Below are 20,437 nucleotides of genomic sequence, written 5' to 3' on the forward strand. Positions count from 1 at the left end.
GGGAATCGTGTTCCCAACGGCCGGGAACCGGATTCCCGACCGGTCGGGAATCGTCTGCATTCCGGAGACCGGCTTTCCGGTCCTCTGTAAAAATGGGCGGGATTGCTTTGCATTGTCTGCCTTTTGCGTTATCTTTGCATCTGAAAATAGAGGAATCAGCATGGACATACAGGAGATTTACAAGATTTACCGGCAGCATCCCGTTGTGACTACCGACAGCCGAAGCTGCCCTGCGGGAAGTATTTTCATCGCCTTGAAAGGTGCGTCTTTCGATGGCAACAGGTTTGCGGAGGCGGCCTTGCAGAAAGGGTGCAGCTACGCCGTAGTCGATGAAGCGGAATACGCCAAGGCCGGTGATGCACGGTTCATCCTCGTAGACGACGCGCTGGTGACCTACAAGGAACTGGCGCGTGCGCACCGCCGCCGGTTCGGGATACCGGTCATCGGCATAACAGGAACGAACGGGAAGACGACCAGCAAGGAACTTATTTCGGCGGTTCTGTCAGAGAAATTCAACGTACACGCTACCGAGGCCAATTACAACAATGATGTGGGCGTGCCCCGTACATTGCTCGGCATACGTCCCGAACACGACATAGCCGTCATTGAGATGGGTGCGTCTCATCCCGGTGATATTGAGAAGCTCGTCAGGTATGTAGAACCGACCTGCGGCCTGATCACCAATGTCGGACGCGCCCATCTGCAGGGGTTCGGCAGCTTCGAGGGGGTGAAACGTACGAAAGGGGAACTGTACGATTTCCTCAAGGCACATGGCGGACTGCTCTTCCTCAACGAAAGCAATGCCGACCTTACGGAGATGGCGGAGCAGCGGGAGTTCGACCGCATCGTCACTTACGGGCAGGACAGCACCGCCGATGTACAGGGACAGGTCGTCAGCTGTGCACCCTTCCTGAAATTCACCTGGCGGGCGCTCAACACCCCTCAGCCCTCCTCCAACACCTATGAGGTGCAGACCCGTCTCGTCGGGTCTTACAACCTGGACAATATGCTGGCTGCCATTTCCGTCGGCCTGCACTTCGGAGTTACGGCGCAGCAGGTGAACCATGCCCTGGAGAATTACATCCCCCGCAACAACCGCTCGCAGCTGACCGAGACGGCGCATAACAGGCTCATCGTGGATGCCTATAATGCCAATCCGTCGAGCATGTCTGCCGCCATAGAGAACTTCCGGCTCATGCAGGTGGAGAACAAGATGGCCATCCTCGGAGACATGCGGGAGCTGGGAGAGGCCTCCGGAGAGGAGCACCAGCGGGTGGTCGGCGAGCTGGAAGCAGCCGGCATAGACGATGTGTGGCTCGTCGGAGAAGAGTTCGGAAAGACACGGTGCGCCTTCCGCAAATTCCGTGACGTGGAGGAGGTGAAGGCCGAGATAGAACGCCGCCGTCCGGAGGGACATTACATCCTGATAAAGGGGAGTAACGGCATAAAACTCTTCGAACTGCCCGCTTTGCTGTGACAAACATGAAAAAAAGCGCGCAAAACTTGTGTCAGTTCCAAAAAAAATAATTACCTTTGCACTCGCTTACAGAGCAATCGGGATGTAGCGCAGTTGGTAGCGCACTACGTTCGGGACGTAGGGGTCGCCAGTTCGAGTCCGGTCATCCCGACAGAATTAAAGCGGAGGGGTTGAGTGTCAACCCCTTTCGCTTTGTCGGGGGGCAAGAGGTCGGCGAAAAGTCGGTGAAGCCTGACTTCTGCTTTATTTGATAGTTCAACCGGGCATTTCATTCAAAATTTAGAAATGCCTAAAAAAAATTTTCTTCAGAATCAGAACAGGCAGACGGCAATCAATGAGATTGTCGGCTGGAAGACTCCGAGGCTTCATCAGGCTTCGGAATGCTATGTCTCACTCTCAGCGTTTGACCCAACGAGGGGGAAGTTCCGTATCAAGAAGTTCATGCTTGACCACATCAAGGGCAAACGCAACCAGCGGGTGTATGGCGAGGCCCTCATCAAAAGACTCACGGAGAAACTGATGCAGGGATGGAATCCGTGGGTGGAGATGGTGCAGCCTCTCGAATACTCCTCCTTTGATGATGTCTGCAGAAAATACGAAAACTATCTTCTAAAGCTCTTCAAAGAGCATAACATGAGAGAAGAGTCCGTCACATCCTACACCAGCAGGGTCAGGATACTGAAGGAGTGGAAGGAGAAACAGAAGATCAATCTGTTTTATACCTATCAGTTTGACAGCCGGTTGGTGGGACAGTTCCTTGACTATGTTTTCGTGGACAGGAATAACACCATCCGTACCAGAAACAACTACCTTTCCTGGCTCAAGACCTTCTGCAGGTATCTTCTTGAGCGCGGGTACATCCCGACGGATCCGACCGAGAGTTATTCCATTGTCCGGCGCAGAGGAGAATTCAAGAACAGAGACGTAATACCCGACGATGTACTGGAAAACATAAAGAAATGGCTGCAGGAACACAACAGACATTTCCTGCTGGCCTGTTATATCCTACACTATCTCTTCGTCCGCCCTAAAGAAATGAGTTATCTGAAAGTGGGCGATTTTGATATCAACAAGAAAACGCTGCTGCTGCATGGAACGAATACAAAGAATCACAACGATGCGGTTCTGACCATGCCTGACCATGTGCTCAGACTGATGATCGACCTGCGCGTTTTCGACAGCCCGGGGAACTATTACCTGTTCAGCGACGGCTTCGCCCCGGGAAGAGAGCGGAGAAGCGAAAAGTCATTCAGGGACTACTGGCACCATCACGTGCGGAAGGCTCTGAAGATGACGGACCGTTACAAGTTTTACAGCCTGAAAGATACAGGTATAACGAACATGCTCCGCGCCAACACGGATATTCTCAGCGTGCGGGATCAGGCGCGCCACTCGTCGATACTGATTACGGACATCTATACGCCGAAGGACATTCAGCAGGCCAACCGTCTGCTGCTAAATTACCGGGGAGTGCTGTAGATTCTTCATAAAAACGGACAGAGGGAAGCCTTGTACGCTTCCTCCTGTCCATCTTTCCTACAAAATATTTTCTTCTGAAAGGAGAAAACGGGAGAGCCCGTCTCATTCAGGCTTCAACGGCTTTTGCGAATCCATGCGTCAGTCCTCCCTGTCCTCGAGTTTCTCTTCCTTTTCCGCCTGCTCCTCCGCCGGGAACGCCCTGTCGGGGAGCGGTTCGCCGTGCTCTATCGCCCCGCAGACGGCCTTGAGGTCTTCCACGATGGATGCGAAGCAGGGGCAGATGTCTATCTCCTCTGCCTTGATGCTCACGCCGTCGTATGCGAGCTTTCCCTTCGGAGTGCTGGCCACGCCAGGTGCGGCGAGGTTCACGACGCTGTCCTCGAGGCGGATGACCTTGACGGCCTTCGGGTCGGTGTCGTCTGCCGTGTAACTTACCACGTGGCGGAAGCGGCCGAGGTCGGCCACCACCGTCTTCTCTGTTTTCGAAGATACTGTTTTCATTTCTGTCCTTTCCTGTTATCCAGTTTTTTTAAAAAGAATGCCCCTCATGCCTGTCCCAAGGGCTTCCGTTCACAGGACAGGCGTTATGCTTTCCGACACGTATGTATCACGTTGCACCATCCGTCAGAGTCCGGAGAGGATGTTCCCGCCTCCAGGCAGTCCGCCTCCAGGCAGTCCGCCGGAGAAGTCGGGCAGCCCGTCCGAAGCGTCGAGCCGTTCCGTGTAGCTGCCGTCTACCACCTTGTCGGCATACGTCGCCCTGACGGAGAACGACACGGACTGTGCTACGAGGTTTCCTCCCGACGTGCTCCCGACGGTGTGGTGCGCACCGTAGACGAGCGTGCCGGTCTCGCCGATCTTCAGCGTGACGGGCTGCTTCGCCGCCACCGCTATTCCAGGGTCGGCGATGCCCTTGACGTGGTACTCGCCCAGCACGAGCGTCAGCGTCCTGTTGAGCCCTCCCCCGAGGGTCGCCGTCAGGCGGATGTTGTCGCCGAACGTCTGCTCCTGGAATCCCATGTTGGTGACCCTCACGACGATGTTCACGCCGAGCACGGCTTCGTCCCGGCGGGTGAAGTACTCGCTGCAGTTGAGCAGTACGATGTCCGCTCCGTAGGGCGACACGATGCCCCTGTGGTTGAGCATGAGCATCGGCTGGTTGAGCGCATTGGTGATGATGATGTTCGGGTAGCCGTCCACCTCTCCGAAGGTGATGTTCCCGAACCGGCAGCGCATCAGGATGCGGCGGGCGTCGACGGTACCGTCCTCGTTGAACACGGCGATGTCCTCGCCCTTGTTGTTGCGTATCTTCGTCCTGTTGGCCGTCAGGGTTATCTCGCCGTCTTTTATCTCCATCCCTGCGCTTTTCATCCGTGCTTCCACGTCCTCCCCCTCTGCCGGAATCCACGATGCCGCCGCCTGCGTGCCCTCCGTGAGGACTATCCAGCTGACGGTCACCTCACCGTTCTTCCCTTTTGGCTCCTGGTTCGGGAACGGAAAGCAGCTGATATAGTAGTCTTCCGGCGAATGTCTGTCTGCCGGTATGCGGAACGTGACGGATGCCGCAGTGTCCGACGTGGACTGGATGCCGAAGTCAGCGGACCACTTCCAGTCCTTGTCAAAGACGTACGTACGCAGCGTCTGTCCCTTCTTCAGCGCATCCTCGCTGATGCGTCCGCAGACCGTCAGCGTATAGTCGGTATCGGGCTTGAGCTTCAGACGGAAAGCGGACGGGAGTCCGTAGGTCGAGAACGAGACATTCAGCCTGCCTCCTTTCAGGAGATTCCTCACGCCGTTCTTCATCCCCTCCACCTTCAGCGATATGCCGTCCGCCTTCTGCTCTATCCTGGAGATGTTCCTTCCGTGCTGCGAGACGGTCTTGCGCAAATCGCCAACCACCTCGACATAAGAAGCCGCTTCCAGCTGAACATTCACCACACGCTCATCCTGCAACTCATTGCCCCTGAACAGCTGAACACGGAAGAAACTCGGACGATTAGAGTTGGCAAAATAGTCATTCATCGTGTATTTACACACGAAACCGATACCTTTTTCAACAGTTGCACTATCATGCGTATCGGATTCGCACACGACCCTGAAATCATCCAGATTACCAACATTTTCAACCTTGCCTCCCTGAATATGAAGAACACTATACGAAAGAGAGACGTATAAAACCCCTGCCGGCGTAACCTTTGCCGTTTCCTCAACAACATTCAAACGATACACCTCAGCCGCTTCGCCCTTCTCGCCACGCTCGCCCTGAATGCCCTGCACCTCGCTCCACGTGTAGGCGGAAGTGTCCATGCTCGGGTAGGGCTTGTCCCATACGAGTGTGCCGAGGTACTTGCCGGGGGTCGTGCCCCTCTGCTGGTCTTCAGGGGCCGGTGACCATGGCGTCGCCGTCTCGCCTTCCTCCACCTTGAATCCGCAGACGAACAGCGTGTTGCCATTTGCGTCTTTCTCCACGCTGAACGCCGCATTAGGAGCATCCTTCAGGAAGCGCAGGACGAACGTGTGACGTTTCCACTCCTTCGTATATGTAAGGTACAGACTATTGCCTGTCTTGATACCGTCATAGCTCACGTATTCGTAGTGTTCACCTTTTCTGCAATTACGGATGACACCGCCGCATCTGCCACCTTCCAGCTCATCAACCCTCGCCCAGAAGGAGAAAGTGTAGGTCTTGCCCGCCCTGCAGGGGACTATCGAGCCGGCCTGGTTCCACGAATCGGGAATGCGGATGACCGTCAGACCCATGTATTTCTCGTCCGTCGGTTTGATTCTGTAGTCCATGTTCCAGTTCGCCTTTCCGCCGCTGAAATCCGCCGTGCCGCGTGCGAGGTTCCTCCCGGGTGCGTCGGCCTGCGCCTGCGTTATGGGCCGCGCCGCCGTGAACGTCTTTCCTCCGTCATCCGAGTAACGGAGGAAAGTGTAATCACGTTGTTCGCTCGTTATTGTAATCTGGTTTCTTGCGACGGCCATAATCCTTACTTTTTAGTGATTTCGCAGACCAATGTCGTCTTCGTGTTCACCTCGGCAGCGAGCACGGTTATCGGATTGCCGGTCTTTATGTTCGAGGTGGTGCCATTCCAGTTCTGCGGCTTGCCGTCCTTGTCGAACTTCGCAAACGCATAGTTGAACTTGCGGCTCGCCGCCGGTGTGTTCTCGTCTTCAATCTTTTTGCCTCCCTGCCACACACGGGCATTGACGGTCGTAGAACCAGTGCCGTTGACAATCTTGTCGCCTGTCGGGCAGTAGAGTTCGACAGTGTATGGGTCGGTCTTGTCCTCGAACGTGATAATGGCCTCTGCCGTGGCCGCCTTGTCCGTTCCGCCGGCATCGGTGGCAATGCACTTGAAAGTCTGGAAGTTCAGCACGTCGTCAGGCTTCACTGTCAGCGTCTTGCCGTTGGATCTTCCCGCCGCAACAGACACCCACTTGCCTTGTGCGATGTCGAACTGCTGGAAGCCGTAGGCGACGTTCGTGTCGTCCTTCACGCCGCCGCGTACGGCCTGCGCCTGCACGGTGAGGTCTCCGGGCACGGACTTGTCGAAGATGTTGCCCTTGGGGGCGGTGAGCACCACCTGGAAGAGGGCCCCGCTGCTCTCGTTGCGGATAATGGTGAACGAGCCGCCGATCTTCGAAACGATGTTGTCCTCGTCGGTGTAGTCCGCCTCGAACGTCACGTTGAGGTTGCCGGAAAGGTTGGCCTTGATTGTCATCGTGCCGTCGGCCCCGACCACGTAGGAGGCGTTGCCTGAGCTTGCCGTATAGGCCGTTCCGCCGATGGTGTACTTCACGTTCGAGCAGCGGGCGAGGTGGTCGTTCGCGTCTCCTGTCTCATACACCTTGGGCGTAATGACGTTGTTTGACGAGGGGTAGTTCGGGCTGAACTGGTGCGTGTCGGGGTTGTAGCCCTGCGAGAAGCCCTGCGTGGCTGTGAAATACACCTGTACGCTCTTTGCGTCATTCAAATCTACAATGGTAATCTGGTTTCTTGCTGTTGTTGCCATAATATCTATTTTTAATTAATTGTCTAATATGCACTCGAACACTGCACGTTTGAATATATCTGCCGCATTCACTGTAATGGTTTTCCCTACCCCAACGTGTCTGTTGTTCCATTCTGTGTCGTATGTTTTGTTTCCGCTGTTCCTCGTCCACGAGAAAGCGGACATAGGAAATGTGTCAGTTATATCCTTGCCGCCATGCGTGACGACAGCCGTCAGCGTGACGGTCCCTTGTCCGTTGCGGATGATATTCCCACGGTCGGTGAAGATGTCCAGTTCGGTACTGCTTTCTCCGTAGGTTTCCTTGAGCCACTCCGGGCTGCCGTCCTTGGGCTCGGCGGTGGTGGTCATACCCTTGCCGACGATGCAGAGCCACGTGGCGTTGTTGTGGCTCCAGTGATCGTAGTGCCCGGACACGGCTCCATCGTACCACGCCCCGCGCTCGCAGACGAGGGGGCTGCTCGTGCCTGTCCCTGCTCCGGATATGACCTTGAAGCTGTCGGAGCGTATCGTTGTTCCTCGTGGCGAGAACTCGTTGACGATGTGCCGTGTGAGGTCGTAGTCGTTGATGCCGGCATAATCGACCCGCTTTCCCTCCGACACATAGATGACATAAGCGTATTGCCTGTCTGGGTCGGTCTGGCTTCCTAATTGTATGATGTCGTCCTCCGCCTGCGGCACGTCGTTCTCCGTGCTCGTGTCCATGCCCACGCAGACATGCTTCTTTCCGTCAACGGTCAGTTCGAGACTTCCCCTGGTGTCGGACAGGTCGATGAAGTAATACGGCTTTCCGCCGGTTGTCTCCTCGCCTGTGTTCACCACCAGCCTCCAGTAGTAGCGGTCGGCCGCCTGCTTCGTCGTCCGTGACAGGAGGTTCGCCGTCCTGCACATAGCCATATCACCCACCCGCCACTCGTTGGCGACACGCTTTTCTCCGTCATCAGCCAAGAAGTAGCAACGAAACACGTTCCCTGTCTTCTTCACGAAAGCGATTCTGCCGCCTGCGCTCGTATAACCCACGTCGCCTGTGGTGAATGCCAGCCGTATGTACTCCAACTCGGCAAAGGTCGCCTTCTGTCTGACCTCGAGCCTGTCCACCTCCGCCACGCTCTTTCCGTGCTCGTCCTCGTAGATTCCGTAGCCCGAGCCGTCGAGCAGGCCTGAATGGAAGTCCCTGCTTTTAAGGGATTCTGCCGTGACATAGCGTGAAAACAGGTCGAGAAGATTTGCAGTGCCGTCTTTGTCTATACCTCTGCCGCCGGCCACATAAATTCCTTTCAGGAAGGTTGTCACGGCACGGACCAGGGTGTCTTTGTCCGTTCGGACAATTTTGTCCCAGTCGGTACTCTCCGGGGCGAGCGACTGTGCTGAGACGGCTACATCCGCCAGTCCGGCAGAGATTTTCTGTGCATCGAGCGTCAGATAATTGCCGATACGGTTCAGTGCCTGCAGCACCGACATATTGTCGTGCCGATGCCCGAACGCACCGTCATCCCCGTAGTTCGCTTTCACCTCGCTTGCAAACCAGGCGAGCAGGGCGGCGGCCGAAGTGATGTTCCAGTGGTCTGAGTAAGGACTCTGCACCGGAAAGAGTGCCCCACCGCTCAGCGGCAGCCGTTCCAGCTCAGCCAGGCGTGGGGCGACGGTAAAAGACCCTATGTCGGGTATTTTGATGTCAAGCGTCCGCAGTGCGGCACCTTCCGGACGCGTGATGTTGAGGTAAGGCCGGGCATCGGCATAACGGTACGTGAAGCTGTAGGCTGACGGCAGCTCCGAAGTCTTCCATGTCGCATCGCTTTCCGTCACGACGATTCGGCGAATATGATTGCCTGCGTAGAGAAACTTCCCCAGCGAAGGGAAGAAGTCGAGCAGCCACTTGCGCTCCTCGAGAGAGAGATGCCCGGTGTTCTTCTTGTACTCCCGGACGGTATCGACGCGGTACTCCTCTGCATCGTCGCCGATTTCAGCGATGTTGTGCGTGTGCTTCGCCGTGTTTTCCGAGTCTCCGTATGCGCGGAAGGTGTCGATGCCGCCCAGCGAGTTCTCGAAAAGCACCCACTGTTCCTGCTCGCTGCGGATGCCGGAGGCGTAGTACCGCTGCACGTAAGTGAGGCGTGTGCCTGCGGTGTCTTCCACCCATACATCATAATAGGAGGGCAGCTTCCCCGTCTTTCCGGCGATGACGGCATACTGCAGGGGGACGGTCCATACGGTGTCTTTGCCCAGGCTGGCCAGCGTCAGGATATCCTCCGCATGACCACCGTCCTGCTCCGTGTAGGCCTTGCATTTCACGACAGAATCCTCCACGGCATAGTAGGTGAGGAACTCGGGCGTGTAGTAAGTGACGGGCTTCACCGTCGGCTGCCAGGTGAGGAAGTTCCCCTTGAGCCATGCGTCGGCCGTATCGGCGAGGCGGTCGATGCCGGCACGCAGGGCCGTGAAAGCGTATGATGCGGCGGCATTCGTCTTTTTCTCCTTGATTTCGATCCTGAACCGGCGTGCGATGTCCGTCTGCCGGTAGGGTTCCTGTCTGTCCTGCAGCCGGAACGACAGCAGCGGTGTTATGATCCGCTCCAGATCGACCTCTATACGTCCATTCTTGGAGGGGGTATAAACGTGCTGGACGATTGTCTGTCCGCTGTCGGCATATTTCAGGACGAACGATACGTCGTCCGCCGCCGAGAGGACCAGGTGGTCCATCGAGCCTGTCAGGCTGAGCGCATCGGGTTTATGCAGTATATCCATGTGTCGTCAGAGTTTTGAGCAAAGGTATTGGAATGTATTTGAAGTGTAAAGGACAGGAAAATCCGTCTTTCACAGGGGCACGCATTCCAGCCACACTTCCGTCCGGGTGTACTTGTACTTCGCATGGCGGAATGCCGTTCCGTGGCGGGTCTGCTGCTCGGTGTAGGAGACCTGCCGTCCGTAAGGCTTCCCGACGTATTCGGCAGAGGGCAGCGGTGGATAGACGGTAACGAACGTGCGCCATTTGTCAGGTCCGGATCCGTCGTACTCGTCCCAGCCCACTTCCGTCACGCGTTCGCGTCCCACCCATCTGTACCGGGCATCCATCGCCTTCAGCTGTCCGCTGACGGCAGGTGCCTCGCTGACGGGTTCCATGAGCGTTACGGTGTAGAGATCGGATTCCACCGGTTCGTCCTTGCCTCCGAGCGTGAACTTGAGCTTGTTGAACAGGAACGGAACGCCGCGTATCACCACCTTTGCCGTTGACGGCAGGTTCTGCTTCTGTGACTGAGACAGCAGCAGCTTCACCTTCATGTCGTGCAGGGAGTTGCGGAGCAGGAGGTCGTAGTCACGGTAGAAGCGTTCGAAGATGCCCTGCGGGCCGTTGTAATAGAGCGCATAGTCGAAGATGCGGGGATGCGTGCTGTCGGACAGGTCGTGCGGGGAGATGGTCCCTTCCGGCCGGCCGGCCGACAGATAGCTGAAGGCGAGCATCGTCTTCTGCCTGCTTGCCGGTTCGGAGGTCTCCTCCTTGTCCTTCCCGGCGATGACCATCTTCGAGTTGAGCGACTTGTAGGCTCCTATGTACAGGAACTGCCCCATGTCGTAAGTGAACTCAGCATCGTCAACCGTACCCTTATAGGAAAGCATCCGGAACTCGGGCATCAGTTCGGGTATCTTCACCTCCTTCGCCTCGAGGCTGCCGCCGGTATTGTAGTCCTGTGACGCTTCGCCTATCTTCGTTATCACTTCGTAGTCGCCCGAGAATCCCCGCTTGTAGAAAGCCCCGTCCTCCGGGTTGAAGTATGCGCAGGGGTTGTTTTTCACCATGGAGTCGAGGTCGTCGTAGGAGTCAGAGAGGTCCGTGTCGACTTTCTCTTCTGGTGATAGGGTAAGCCGCTTGTAGTCCTTCTCGGACTTGTAGGCGAGCGTGGGTTCTCCGGTGACGCAGTGCGTGAGGTCGGCCACGGGCTGTTCGTCCAGGGTATCACGCAGGAAGACGATGTCCGCCGTGCGCCGTCCCTCGTCGGATGTGAACTCACAGCAGAACTTCCTGCGGAAGACGGCGATGAAGTCGGCACAGGTGCAGTCGGGCACGAGGTCGGCCACCTTTATCCGTCCGTTCACCAGTGTGTCCATGACGTTGTTCACGACGACCATCTTCCGGAACGGGTCCGTGCGTGTGAAGAAATTGTCCGCGAGCGTGTAGCCGAAGTAAGCGAAGACGCGGCGCAGGAGGTAGTTGGCGCGGATGAATGGCGAGATGTAGTAGCCCGGCTTTAACGTGATGGGGATGCCGTCCACGTACTCCGTGCGCTGTACGGCATTGTAGAAGTCGCAGCCTTCGCCGTCCATGTCGGGGTTGAACGCCGTGGCGGCAGGGAACTGGTAGTCCCACCATTCATAGATTTTCTTCCACTTCAGCACCTGTTCCTTTCCGTATGCGTTCAGCACCTTGTAGTTCATCCCCGATTTGTCGCCGGAATCGTCGGTGAGCAGCACGGGGAAGATGCCGTACTCGTCCGAGGAGTTCGTGCGGAGCCGGCGGCAGAACTCGATCCCTTTCTCCACGGAGTCCACGCCGGGGATGCACTCGTCCCCGAAGATGTCCTTGAGCCTGATGTTCTGGATGCGGGAGTAGAACGATCCGTCGTTGACGTAGAACGATGTGGAGATGCCGCCTCCGTACTGTGCGGAAAGCACCACCTGCCGGCACTGCGCGAAGTACTCGCCGTCCTGGATGGTGACGTCCGCAGGCGACATCTTCACCCGGCGGCCGAAAGAGTCGGGGAAGCCGAGCAGGCGGCGGTTGCGTTCCGAGGCGGGCAGCTCGAGCGGAGCGGTCTGCTCGCCGTAGTCGTTGAAGAAGGGATTGGTACGCTCGATCTGTATCTGCGTACCGGGACGGAGGTTGTAGTCCTCGCTCTTTTCCAGATTGGTTATTTTCATTTGCTTCCGAATTTTCGTGCTTTGTCCAGCAGCTGCTGCTTCTGTTCGAGTTCGTTCAGTGCCACGCTGGCGGGGATGCCCTCTGTGGAGATGCGGTCCAGGACATCCGTTAATCGCTCGATGAGCGTATCCTTGTAGGAGTCCTTAGCCATACCACGCACATCGTTAACCGTTGGGGTGACATATCCACCAGAGGCACGACCTTGCGCCTGCTGAACAAGAAACTTATTCATGTCGAGCGTGCGGATAGTCCCTGCACGCTGCGCACGATCGATGATGTCAATGAATGGAGCTATCGTAGGGTTCTCCACAGCAGCATTCGAAGCGACCCACTCCTTGCTATGTCCGTATCCGCCCTCTCCTACGATGACGGTAGGTTTATCGATGAACCCACGTCTGTCTGGATCATAATCGGCATGGAACATCTTGCCATCCTGTTTGCGCTCTACGTCAATACTACCTCCGGACTCAAGTCCTGTTGCGACACGTGAACCTGAAGCAGAGGCGGAACTGCCTGCTCCGCTTAGTGTCATTCGCTTCACCTTATTGCGCTCTGCAAGTGCTGCTGCAAGCTGAGCAGCACCCGTGATACCCATCAAGGCAGCAGCAGGAATACCAGCAGGGAAACCCAATTCTGAGAAAGTCTTAGCGATAGCAGAAGCCGTGGATGCGATGATTTGCGCTGCTTGAATTGCGAAGTTAACATCCGCATATTTCTTTTGAATCTTCAGCTTCTCATTAGCCTTCTTTTTCTCAAGCTCCGTAGTGTCTTTACCAGCGTTCTTCGCAGCTTCAATCTCAGCATCATACTTAGCATCGACGTTCGCTATCTCTGCTTGCTGAAGTGATTGCATAGCGTCAACGAAAAGCCCCTTGTAATTCTCAAAGTCCTCCTTCCATTTTTCGCGTCTTAAACGTGAGACAGCTTCCTCGTATTCTTGTTGACTGATAAATCCAGCCTGCAACAGACTTTTCAGATGCTCGAGTTCTTCTTGATAGATATCTTTGCGTTTTGCAAGACCATACTGTTGGAGTATTTGATTTCTATATTCCTCAGCTTCTTTTATAAGATTATTTTTTGCTTTTTCATATTCTTCTGCCGAGAGAAGTCCTTTTGCGTAGTCTTCGTCAAGTTTCTTCCTTTTTGCTTTTTGCTGTTCATCGAACGTCTCAAGGCCGTACTCCTGTTTTGCACGAGCACGCTCCTCTTCCTTTTTCTGCTCATACTCTGCAACGATTGCAGCCTTAGCAGCTTCGTACGCTTCAGTAACCTCTCTCTCACGCTCTCCATTGTCTTTCGCACGCTGCAAGGAAGCCTTATAATATCCATCCAGGATTACTAATTTCGCATCACATTCTTGCTGAAGAGTCTGCGGTTTAGCAGAAGCTGACTGTCGTATCTGGTCCAAGGACTCATAATACTCTTTCTCTGCCTCGATATATGCAGTGTTCGCAGCTTGCTGCTGGTCAGCGACAGCCTTAACTTGCCCTTCGTGTAACGCCTTCTTCTTCGCAGCATCCTTGAATACCATATTCTCAGAGCGTTGCAAGTAAGTCTTCTCGATATCGAGTAGTTTATTCTGATGCTGAATATTGAGAGCAGCCACGTATGCACTGTACTGCTCCTGTGTGAGGGTCTTCTTAGCAAGTGCTTCCTTTAATGCATTCAGACTCTTATCGTATCTTCGCTTCTCAGCATCAAGATCTTGTGCACGATCGTGCGCAAATAACTTGCTCGCTACATCGTCAGGGTCAGTGGTTTTTTTCTTCTTTTCTTTCTTTTTCTTAAGATCTTTTACTCCATTCTCTATCGTACGGTGCTTTTCTTCTTTTAAGTTCGGATTACTCGAATGAGTCTTAACATCTGGAGTAACGTCAACAGAGATACGTGCAACCTTCTTCTTTCCAACTGTATTGTTTATCGCATCGATGAAGTTTCCGCGAACGTTCGCAGCCATCTTCTTAGCGTCCTGACCTATCTCAGTCCATGTATCCTTATAAGCGTCCCAAAGTCCCTTTATTCCTGTAGTAATCTTATCGACATCGAATGAGAATGCACCCTCAATCACCTTTGCCCATGCTTTCGCCATTCGACCCATTCCTTTGAATCCATCAATGACAAGGTTGACTCCAAATTTGAACACCTCCCACGTGTTCTTGAAGGTATTTTTGACATGTTCAATTCCGATACGGAATATCTTGGACTCATTGTAGAGGTCGATAAAGTAGTTTATTATTTTAACCGTGTAATCGATAATCTTAGACAAAGCCTTAACTCCGAATATCTTAGCTTTCATAGTAAGCTCGTCAAATCCGTTTTCGCCAAGACCGAAGAACTTAGACATCTTCTCATTAAGTTCTGCTTGGGCTTCAACCTCCTCGCGCTGTAACTCACCATACTCTCCTGTCACGCCCTTCAGTTCGTCCATATTAGTAGACATGTCAGCTAAGGTCTTCACAAGCTTCATACCTTCGTTGCTGGCAGTTTTTCCAAAAACAGCCTTCATAACTTGACCCACTTGCATAGAGTTTTCAGGCAGTTCCTTAATCTTGCCTGAAATCATCTTAATAGCCTCTAAGATGGAGGTCTTTCCTGAGATAAGGTCTGCTTCAAGCTGCTTACTTGAGATGCCGATAGAGTTCAGCGCACCCTGTGTTGCAGTCGACATCGTGCGAATACGATTCGTCGCGGTCTGTATCAGCCCCATACCAGCCTCATTGAAGATACCAGAGCGGGTCTGCGTGATACTTGCGACGAGGTCCTTCACAGATGCACCTGCGTCACTGAAGGCAGGTCCGTACTGCTGAATCTGACTAAGGAATGTACCGTTAAGGTCAGCACCAGCCTGCAAGCCGTCCTTAATAGCATTAATAGCTTCAGTAGTAGATATACCATATTGATTGGTAAGTGACTCTACAGTACCGAGTACCTCCTTGTAGTCCTTACCGAACTGTTCAGCGAGAGCAGATATCTGACTCTGCGTGTGGACGAGCTCGTCTCCTTGTATGTTGAAGAACTCACGAGTCAGACGTTGCGCTTCCTCAATTTCCATGTTGTAATTATAGAACCACTTGGCTCCTTCGATGACTGCGGAGATGGAAGCGACAGCAGCTGTTGCAACACCCACGAGCTTTGTCCATCCTCCAGAGATAGACGAGAACATGCCTTCAAACTTACCCATGATGCCCGTAGACTCTTTACCCATCGATTCACCCAGTCCAGAAGCATCACGCTTCAACTCCGAGATACGTCCATTGACACTACGAAGCTCTGAAGCTAACCGCCCGTACTCTTGCGGATTAGCTGCTTTCGACGTGTTGTTAAGAGCTGTCTGAAGGTCACGAGCTTGCTTCTTGAGTTGAGACATTGTCATTGCATTGATGTCCATAGCCGAACGAAGACTGCGGAGTTTCGTTTCATTAGCTTTTATCTGTGCATTGTAATTCTTTACCTCTGCTTGCAGACGTTTGTATTCGGCTGTTTCTTTCTTGCCAGCTGCTTCCAGTTCCAGCATTGTATTCTGTCGGGCTTTCATCTCCTTGCGGAGATCGGCTGTTGCACGCTCCAGCTGGTACAGTTCCTGCTGTGCTTTGCTCGTCTTTACATCAACAACATATTGTATGTGGTCTTCGGATAGATGTTTATTTGCCATTGTTTGTTATGGATTAAGTGATGATTCCAATTGATTACGGATGCCCTTACGTACTTCGTCCGTAAAGCCGTAACAAAGTTGCGGGAATGTCTCATGATAGAGGACACCCCAGACAACACGGTTATAAAGCGCAAGGTTACGCCGTCTGGACTTGGCTATGCGGTCATTGCGCTGACGGTATGCCATATCCAAAAAGCGGAGGTAGGGTAAAATACGAACAAAGATTGTGTAAGATTCACCCGATATGCTGGAATCGGAAGAATGCTTGGAGAGAGAAGTAAGGAGCCGTCCTGACCGAAGCTGATAATTGCTGCGCACGACCGACTCTTGCGTAGCATAAATCTTGGAAATACCCTGCTGAAGGGTGTCGCGAACGAACTTCTTACGAATGAGACTGTCTGTTACCATATTTGCCTTTTTACAGTGCAAATATAATAACAGACAGTCATGAATGAAAGGACATCCTATTAGTGACTCATGATGTACCGGTAGACTGGATACCCGAATATCGGGGTCAGCAACGTCATGCAGATGAGGTAGAGAAATTTAATAATAAAAACCTGCCCTCTGCATAAAATCGGCATGAGAACGAGTGCTATTACAAAAGATAGACCTTGTATCAGTTCCATAAATCTAATGTTTATTTTAATGCAAATATAAATTTTTATTAGGAATAACGCAAGTTAATCCTCGAAAATCTCCACCTCTATTGCCTTGAACAATTCGAGGACAACTTGCGGTACCATAGAATTGCCGAGGGCTTTTATCGATTCCTGTCGCCATCTTGTAAAAGGAATGGTAAGACGAGATATATCAAAGGGTAGCCCATCATTTCCTCTACAAACAGGGGAGACAGTTGGGAAGTCCCTCCACCAATTTTGTGGGCAATCTGCTCCGACAGGTTGCTCTGTGCAGCGTTCTTCTTGCGGTGCCCCTTGAGGTTGTCCATTGTCATCATGGTCCTCATCCCGTCGCTCGCCCCTGGTGTCAGCAGCCAGTCCCATTTGCGGAACATCTCGGGTAATCCCTTCTGTTTGGAGTTCACTCCCCTCTTCTTGAAGTCCTGGGCGCAGGGTGTCGGCAGTATGCCGTGGAAGTTGAAGAAGTCCATCAGACCATTGGGGCGTTGCTCGCCGTTGGCTCTGCTGCCCATCGTCTTTCCTCCTTTCTTCTTCAGAGCCTTGATACGCTTGCTGTGTTGTATCTCCACCGCTAATGGTGTGGGAAGCAGCCCGAGAGAAAGGAATTTCTGCTTGCCGTCCTCGCATACCTTCAGCCCCTGTGTTAAAGGTGTCGGGAGCATGTCTGAGTAGACTACTTGGCTCAGTAGGCTGTTGTATTTCGTTCCGTTCTTGTAGCCGTTGCGCTTTGCCCTCGCTCTCATTGACGCCGGGTCTTCGCAGAATTCCCTCGTACATGGTGTCAGTAGGAGATGTGGGAACATTCCTTCTTGCGACGAACCACACTCGGTCTCGTTGATGGGGCGCACCGACGGCACAAGCCGGAACAACAAACGGCTGGACGGAGTATCCTTCACGCTCAAGGTCTGAGCAGACGGTTTCGACGACGAACCCTTGCTTTTTTTGGTAAATGTCGTCGTTCTCCTCGAAGAGAGAGGTTGTGCTTCCCACCTTAACCTCTTCGCCGGGCTGTACCATCGAGAGGATACCAGCAACGTTCTCACCAATGACGAAAGTGGGCTGTATCTGCCTGATGACTCGTAGCATCTCTGGCCAGAGGTAGCGGTCATCGTCCGCTCCAAATCGCCGTCCTGCTGAACTGAAAGGTTGGCAAGGGAAGCCTCCTGTGAGTATGTCGATTTGTCCTTGCCACCTTGAGAAGTCTGTTGTCTTGATGTTTTCATAATTGATGGAGTTTGGGAACCAGTAATTGAGGATTGTGTTGCAGAACTCGTTGATTTCGCAATGAAAAACATTCTGCCATCCGAGCCATAAGGCTGCGAGTTCGGGTGCGCCAATACCGCTGAAGAGCGAGGCATGTCTGATAATTTTTCTCATTCATCTTACCTGTTTGTTTGTCTATGGCAAATTTATGTACTTCTTCTTTGGTTGTAAAGGACACCTCATCTCACGACGAAGTGCCCTGACAAACAAACATCCAAATGAATGGATGCTTTGACAAAAAAGAAAATTATCGCTCACGGAACATCCATTTGAACTCTAAACCTTGCGCCCCGGGGCGGTTGCAGAACTTAAAGCCTGCATCACGAAGGGCGGAAAACACCTGCTCTGCGCTCACCTTGGCGGAGGGATCAATGCCACGAATGGCATCGAAGACTTCGGAAGTGGAGAAGAAATGTGTGGCTTCGGCAGGTGCCGAAGCTGGGCGGTAGGTAGCGGAGAGAGCTGCCACATAGATGCTGATATCGGTGATGGGCCGCTCAGGGGTTTCTTTCTGATTACTCATTGTCTGAAGGGTTAAAGGTTTGACGACAGCCGGCTTCACCGGAAGGGTCTACCGACGTGAGAAATGTTGTAAGATCCTTGCGCAGTGAGCGCAGGGTGTCGAGGAAGGTGAGCGCAGTATCTGGCTTGATGGTGCCGGCATCGCGCCACTGGTCGATAAGGAAATCCTCGATGGCCTGCAGACGCTCGGTACGCTCAGAAATATAGCCAGGATCGAGCATCGCTTCGAGAGTCTCGGTGGCCTGCTCGTTGAGATGAATGAGAGTGGTTTTCATTTTTTGCCTCCTTTCTGTTCCAAAAAAGATTGAAATTCTGCCAATGTGTTGATAAATCCTTCAAGAGTCTGCAACTTCTCTTCCCACTTATTCATCAGCGTACATTCCCGTGATGTAGCATACCCGGACTCGTGAATATCCTTGTAATGCTCATACATACGCGACACTTTATCGGCCTCTCGTTGTACTTTTATTCGTATGGACTTCAGCAATCCCGGGAATAAAGAAATATCTCCAGCTGGGATGAAAAGCCCCGTCTCAGCCTTAAAGCCATAGACGGAAGGGTCTTGTACAATCTTCATGCACAGCCTCCTTTCTTTTCTGATTTATTTATGCGATATACTAAGTAGCCTGCACAGAGGGTTGAAACTACAGATGTAATAGGCTGCTGCTCGATGGCTACAGCTGCTACTATCACGCACAAAGATACAAGATTAACTCTAATCACCAAACGACGGGTAACTGAGAACTCGCAGATACGGCTGTAGAACTCGCTTTTGGCGTCGAGCCAATGATTAATAGACTTGATTTTCTGCTGTATCGTAGCACGTACGTCGATAGGCTGCTGTTGCTTTGCAGAGCTCTCGAATTCGATTACTTGTTGCATGTTGCACATTGTTTGACTGTTGCCTGAATCCGTCAGGTACGGATACAGAAAAAGCGGATGCTCTTCCTGTCGTCAAACAATGTGTCTTACACCAACAAGGGCAAATTCACTGGAAGGCATCCGCCATATCTTCATTGCAGAAGGCTGCAAGTATGGGCATAAAAATAAGCCCATCGAAATTTAATAAGTTCGGGGCTTGAAATTTCTTCTCGCCCTTATTTGTGTATTACTACACATTGTTTGACAGTTGCAAAGATAAGAAGTCTTTTTGTAACCGCCAAATAAAAACGCAAGTATTTTTTGCGTGACGCAAAAATTATTCTATAACAATAGGCTTCTCGTCAGGTAGTTCATCATGAGGTATCTGATATTCGTCAAAAACTCTCAGCAGCTGGTCCTCATTATATACTTGAATCGGAAAACCCTGCCCTTTGAGGTCTTTGATTAAATCCTTCTTCTTTGGTCCTGCTGCATAGCCCATAATGACTATATCCGTCTTTTTGCTGATAGAAGTATTCATATCAGCCCCATACTGCTTTAGAAGTTTTCCCAAGACATCACGTTTCGGAAAGGCGAGAAACTGCCCTGTTATAACTATCTTCTTACCGAAGAAAGGCGTATTAGGGTTTTCTACTTCTTCCGCACTAAGAGGCTTCAGTGTATCAGAATTGATATGATTATTTTCTCTTTCTTCCAGAGATGGTCTTCTAACCTTTCTCATCGCCATGTTGATTTCAGCCTTCATCCGCTCACGGATACAGAAATTGATAAATGTGTTAATGTTTTCTTTCTGAGATAGGTAAGCGATAAGGTCGCTTTCCACAATAAGTTGATGTTCCATAATGTAATAGTTCTTAGTTTTTGTTTCGTAAATCGGAGCAAAGATACAAAAAACGAATAATAACGCAAAAAAATGAAAAGAAAAAGCCCCTCGCATTGCGAGAGGCTAAAATGCACTCATAGGCGATGAGTGACTTTTGTCTTAAGGTCAATGAGAACCTCGCCTAAATATTTTCTGCTGCACGACGAATACGGTTGGATAGGTCAATAAGTGCGCCTCGCAGCTGTTCAGTTTCCTGTTGGTTAAAACCACCTGCACCTCCGTTGCCGTCGATACCGTCCATTTTGTGGTAAAACCAAGAGGAAGACTTCTGAAAGTAGGTATTGGCAAAATCACGCCATGAAACCGACATTAAGATGTCTTGTACTTTTCTTTTCATATCAGTAACTACTACTGGGGTTGTCATAACAGTTTCCATTGTTTCTTTTTTTTAATAGTTTTACTTTATTGTGCCTCTCCCTCGTAGGGGAGAGGTTTTTAGCTTTATTCGTATGGCTGTCGGACCATTTTGTCGAAGAGTTCCTGTAAATCCCATAGGAGTTGTGGATAGCCATTTGGATAAGAGCGATTGTAATTTCTCATTCTTTCGAGGAGTTCCCGTTCTTCGGGTGTAACCTCCATCATTTCTTTTTTTTGTTTCATATTCTCATTGTTTTCTTTTGACAATACAAAGGTACTACAAATATTCGTAGTGTGCAAATATTTACTATAAAAAATCGTAGTAAGATTGAATATTTAACATTTAAAAAGCC

Annotated in this window: 16 protein-coding genes and 1 tRNA gene; 3 read left to right on the top strand and 14 right to left on the bottom strand. The window is 52.1% G+C overall.

The window, feature by feature from the left end; all coding sequences use genetic code 11:
• Nucleotides 1–160: 160 nt before the first annotated feature.
• The 3 genes from HMPREF9141_RS07085 to HMPREF9141_RS07095 all read left to right on the top strand — a co-directional run bounded on the left by HMPREF9141_RS07085 (nucleotide 161) and on the right by HMPREF9141_RS07095 (nucleotide 2,956).
• Complete coding sequence (locus tag HMPREF9141_RS07085) at nucleotides 161–1,477, top strand: UDP-N-acetylmuramoyl-tripeptide--D-alanyl-D-alanine ligase (RefSeq protein ID WP_040554663.1); 1,317 nt, start codon at nucleotides 161–163, stop codon at nucleotides 1,475–1,477.
• Nucleotides 1,478–1,555: 78 nt separating this feature from the next.
• A tRNA-Pro gene (locus HMPREF9141_RS07090) sits at nucleotides 1,556–1,628 on the top strand.
• A 134-nt stretch (nucleotides 1,629–1,762) separates the two neighbouring features.
• The gene (locus HMPREF9141_RS07095) at nucleotides 1,763–2,956 is read left to right on the top strand and encodes a tyrosine-type recombinase/integrase (protein ID WP_007367950.1); all 1,194 of its coding nucleotides are present in this window, start codon (nucleotides 1,763–1,765) and stop codon (nucleotides 2,954–2,956) included.
• Nucleotides 2,957–3,094: 138 nt separating this feature from the next.
• Here HMPREF9141_RS07095 and HMPREF9141_RS07100 read toward each other — a convergent pair whose 3' ends face one another.
• From HMPREF9141_RS07100 to HMPREF9141_RS07165, 14 genes are all read right to left on the bottom strand, one after another.
• Nucleotides 3,095–3,457 carry a hypothetical protein gene (locus HMPREF9141_RS07100; RefSeq protein WP_007367951.1) on the bottom strand — a complete coding sequence of 121 codons (363 nt, stop codon included), beginning with the start codon at nucleotides 3,455–3,457 and terminating at the stop codon, nucleotides 3,095–3,097.
• A 123-nt stretch (nucleotides 3,458–3,580) separates the two neighbouring features.
• On the bottom strand, nucleotides 3,581–5,941 hold the full coding sequence (locus HMPREF9141_RS07105; protein WP_007367952.1) for a hypothetical protein: 2,361 nt from the start codon (nucleotides 5,939–5,941) through the stop codon (nucleotides 3,581–3,583).
• Nucleotides 5,942–5,946: 5 nt separating this feature from the next.
• Nucleotides 5,947–6,972, bottom strand: coding sequence for a hypothetical protein (locus tag HMPREF9141_RS07110; RefSeq protein WP_007367953.1), 1,026 nt, complete (start codon nucleotides 6,970–6,972; stop codon nucleotides 5,947–5,949).
• A gap of 15 nt (nucleotides 6,973–6,987) precedes the next feature.
• Nucleotides 6,988–9,714 (bottom strand): hypothetical protein, encoded by a 2,727-nt coding sequence (locus HMPREF9141_RS07115; protein WP_007367954.1) that lies wholly within the window; start codon nucleotides 9,712–9,714, stop codon nucleotides 6,988–6,990.
• 69 nt (nucleotides 9,715–9,783) lie between these two features.
• Nucleotides 9,784–11,883 carry a hypothetical protein gene (locus HMPREF9141_RS07120; RefSeq protein WP_007367955.1) on the bottom strand — a complete coding sequence of 700 codons (2,100 nt, stop codon included), beginning with the start codon at nucleotides 11,881–11,883 and terminating at the stop codon, nucleotides 9,784–9,786.
• A complete protein-coding gene (locus HMPREF9141_RS07125; RefSeq protein ID WP_007367956.1) occupies nucleotides 11,880–15,536 on the bottom strand; it encodes an SHOCT domain-containing protein in 3,657 nt (1,218 codons plus the stop codon). The genes HMPREF9141_RS07120 and HMPREF9141_RS07125 overlap by 4 nt, the downstream gene beginning before the upstream one ends.
• A 6-nt stretch (nucleotides 15,537–15,542) precedes the next feature.
• Nucleotides 15,543–15,944, bottom strand: coding sequence for a hypothetical protein (locus HMPREF9141_RS12965; protein WP_083809436.1), 402 nt, complete (start codon nucleotides 15,942–15,944; stop codon nucleotides 15,543–15,545).
• 275 nt (nucleotides 15,945–16,219) lie between these two features.
• Nucleotides 16,220–17,554, bottom strand: coding sequence for a DNA cytosine methyltransferase (locus HMPREF9141_RS07135; RefSeq protein WP_007367958.1), 1,335 nt, complete (start codon nucleotides 17,552–17,554; stop codon nucleotides 16,220–16,222).
• Nucleotides 17,555–17,687: 133 nt separating this feature from the next.
• Nucleotides 17,688–17,963, bottom strand: coding sequence for a hypothetical protein (locus tag HMPREF9141_RS07140; RefSeq protein WP_007367959.1), 276 nt, complete (start codon nucleotides 17,961–17,963; stop codon nucleotides 17,688–17,690).
• Entirely contained in the window at nucleotides 17,956–18,237 is a 282-nt protein-coding gene (locus HMPREF9141_RS07145; protein ID WP_007367960.1) for a hypothetical protein, read from the bottom strand. Before HMPREF9141_RS07145 ends, HMPREF9141_RS07140 begins: the two co-directional genes overlap by 8 nt.
• Nucleotides 18,234–18,539, bottom strand: a complete 306-nt coding sequence (locus HMPREF9141_RS07150; RefSeq protein WP_007367961.1) for a hypothetical protein — start codon at nucleotides 18,537–18,539, stop codon at nucleotides 18,234–18,236. Before HMPREF9141_RS07150 ends, HMPREF9141_RS07145 begins: the two co-directional genes overlap by 4 nt.
• Nucleotides 18,536–18,844 carry a hypothetical protein gene (locus tag HMPREF9141_RS07155; RefSeq protein ID WP_040554957.1) on the bottom strand — a complete coding sequence of 103 codons (309 nt, stop codon included), beginning with the start codon at nucleotides 18,842–18,844 and terminating at the stop codon, nucleotides 18,536–18,538. Before HMPREF9141_RS07155 ends, HMPREF9141_RS07150 begins: the two co-directional genes overlap by 4 nt.
• 316 nt (nucleotides 18,845–19,160) lie before the next feature.
• Nucleotides 19,161–19,685 carry a BRCT domain-containing protein gene (locus HMPREF9141_RS07160; protein ID WP_040554958.1) on the bottom strand — a complete coding sequence of 175 codons (525 nt, stop codon included), beginning with the start codon at nucleotides 19,683–19,685 and terminating at the stop codon, nucleotides 19,161–19,163.
• A 163-nt stretch (nucleotides 19,686–19,848) separates the two neighbouring features.
• Entirely contained in the window at nucleotides 19,849–20,103 is a 255-nt protein-coding gene (locus HMPREF9141_RS07165) for a DUF5053 domain-containing protein (RefSeq protein ID WP_007367964.1), read from the bottom strand.
• Nucleotides 20,104–20,437 lie beyond the last annotated feature (334 nt).

It is taken from the genome of Prevotella multiformis DSM 16608 (assembly GCF_000191065.1).
Taxonomy (GTDB): Bacteria; Bacteroidota; Bacteroidia; order Bacteroidales; family Bacteroidaceae; genus Prevotella; species Prevotella multiformis.

Bases quoted from the DNA above. Each gene is read 5' to 3' on its own strand.
- HMPREF9141_RS07125 (WP_007367956.1), bottom strand. From the start codon at position 15,536: ATGGCAAATAAACATCTATCCGAAGACCACATACAATATGTTGTTGAT.
- HMPREF9141_RS07140 (WP_007367959.1), bottom strand. From the start codon at position 17,963: ATGAGTAATCAGAAAGAAACCCCTGAGCGGCCCATCACCGATATCAGC.
- HMPREF9141_RS07120 (WP_007367955.1), bottom strand. From the start codon at position 11,883: ATGAAAATAACCAATCTGGAAAAGAGCGAGGACTACAACCTCCGTCCC.
- HMPREF9141_RS07085 (WP_040554663.1), top strand. From the start codon at position 161: ATGGACATACAGGAGATTTACAAGATTTACCGGCAGCATCCCGTTGTG.
- HMPREF9141_RS07100 (WP_007367951.1), bottom strand. From the start codon at position 3,457: ATGAAAACAGTATCTTCGAAAACAGAGAAGACGGTGGTGGCCGACCTC.
- HMPREF9141_RS07165 (WP_007367964.1), bottom strand. From the start codon at position 20,103: ATGGAAACTGTTATGACAACCCCAGTAGTAGTTACTGATATGAAAAGA.
- HMPREF9141_RS07135 (WP_007367958.1), bottom strand. From the start codon at position 17,554: ATGAGAAAAATTATCAGACATGCCTCGCTCTTCAGCGGTATTGGCGCA.
- HMPREF9141_RS07150 (WP_007367961.1), bottom strand. From the start codon at position 18,539: ATGAAGATTGTACAAGACCCTTCCGTCTATGGCTTTAAGGCTGAGACG.
- HMPREF9141_RS07160 (WP_040554958.1), bottom strand. From the start codon at position 19,685: ATGGAACATCAACTTATTGTGGAAAGCGACCTTATCGCTTACCTATCT.
- HMPREF9141_RS12965 (WP_083809436.1), bottom strand. From the start codon at position 15,944: ATGGTAACAGACAGTCTCATTCGTAAGAAGTTCGTTCGCGACACCCTT.
- HMPREF9141_RS07155 (WP_040554957.1), bottom strand. From the start codon at position 18,844: ATGCAACAAGTAATCGAATTCGAGAGCTCTGCAAAGCAACAGCAGCCT.
- HMPREF9141_RS07145 (WP_007367960.1), bottom strand. From the start codon at position 18,237: ATGAAAACCACTCTCATTCATCTCAACGAGCAGGCCACCGAGACTCTC.
- HMPREF9141_RS07115 (WP_007367954.1), bottom strand. From the start codon at position 9,714: ATGGATATACTGCATAAACCCGATGCGCTCAGCCTGACAGGCTCGATG.
- HMPREF9141_RS07110 (WP_007367953.1), bottom strand. From the start codon at position 6,972: ATGGCAACAACAGCAAGAAACCAGATTACCATTGTAGATTTGAATGAC.
- HMPREF9141_RS07105 (WP_007367952.1), bottom strand. From the start codon at position 5,941: ATGGCCGTCGCAAGAAACCAGATTACAATAACGAGCGAACAACGTGAT.
- HMPREF9141_RS07095 (WP_007367950.1), top strand. From the start codon at position 1,763: ATGCCTAAAAAAAATTTTCTTCAGAATCAGAACAGGCAGACGGCAATC.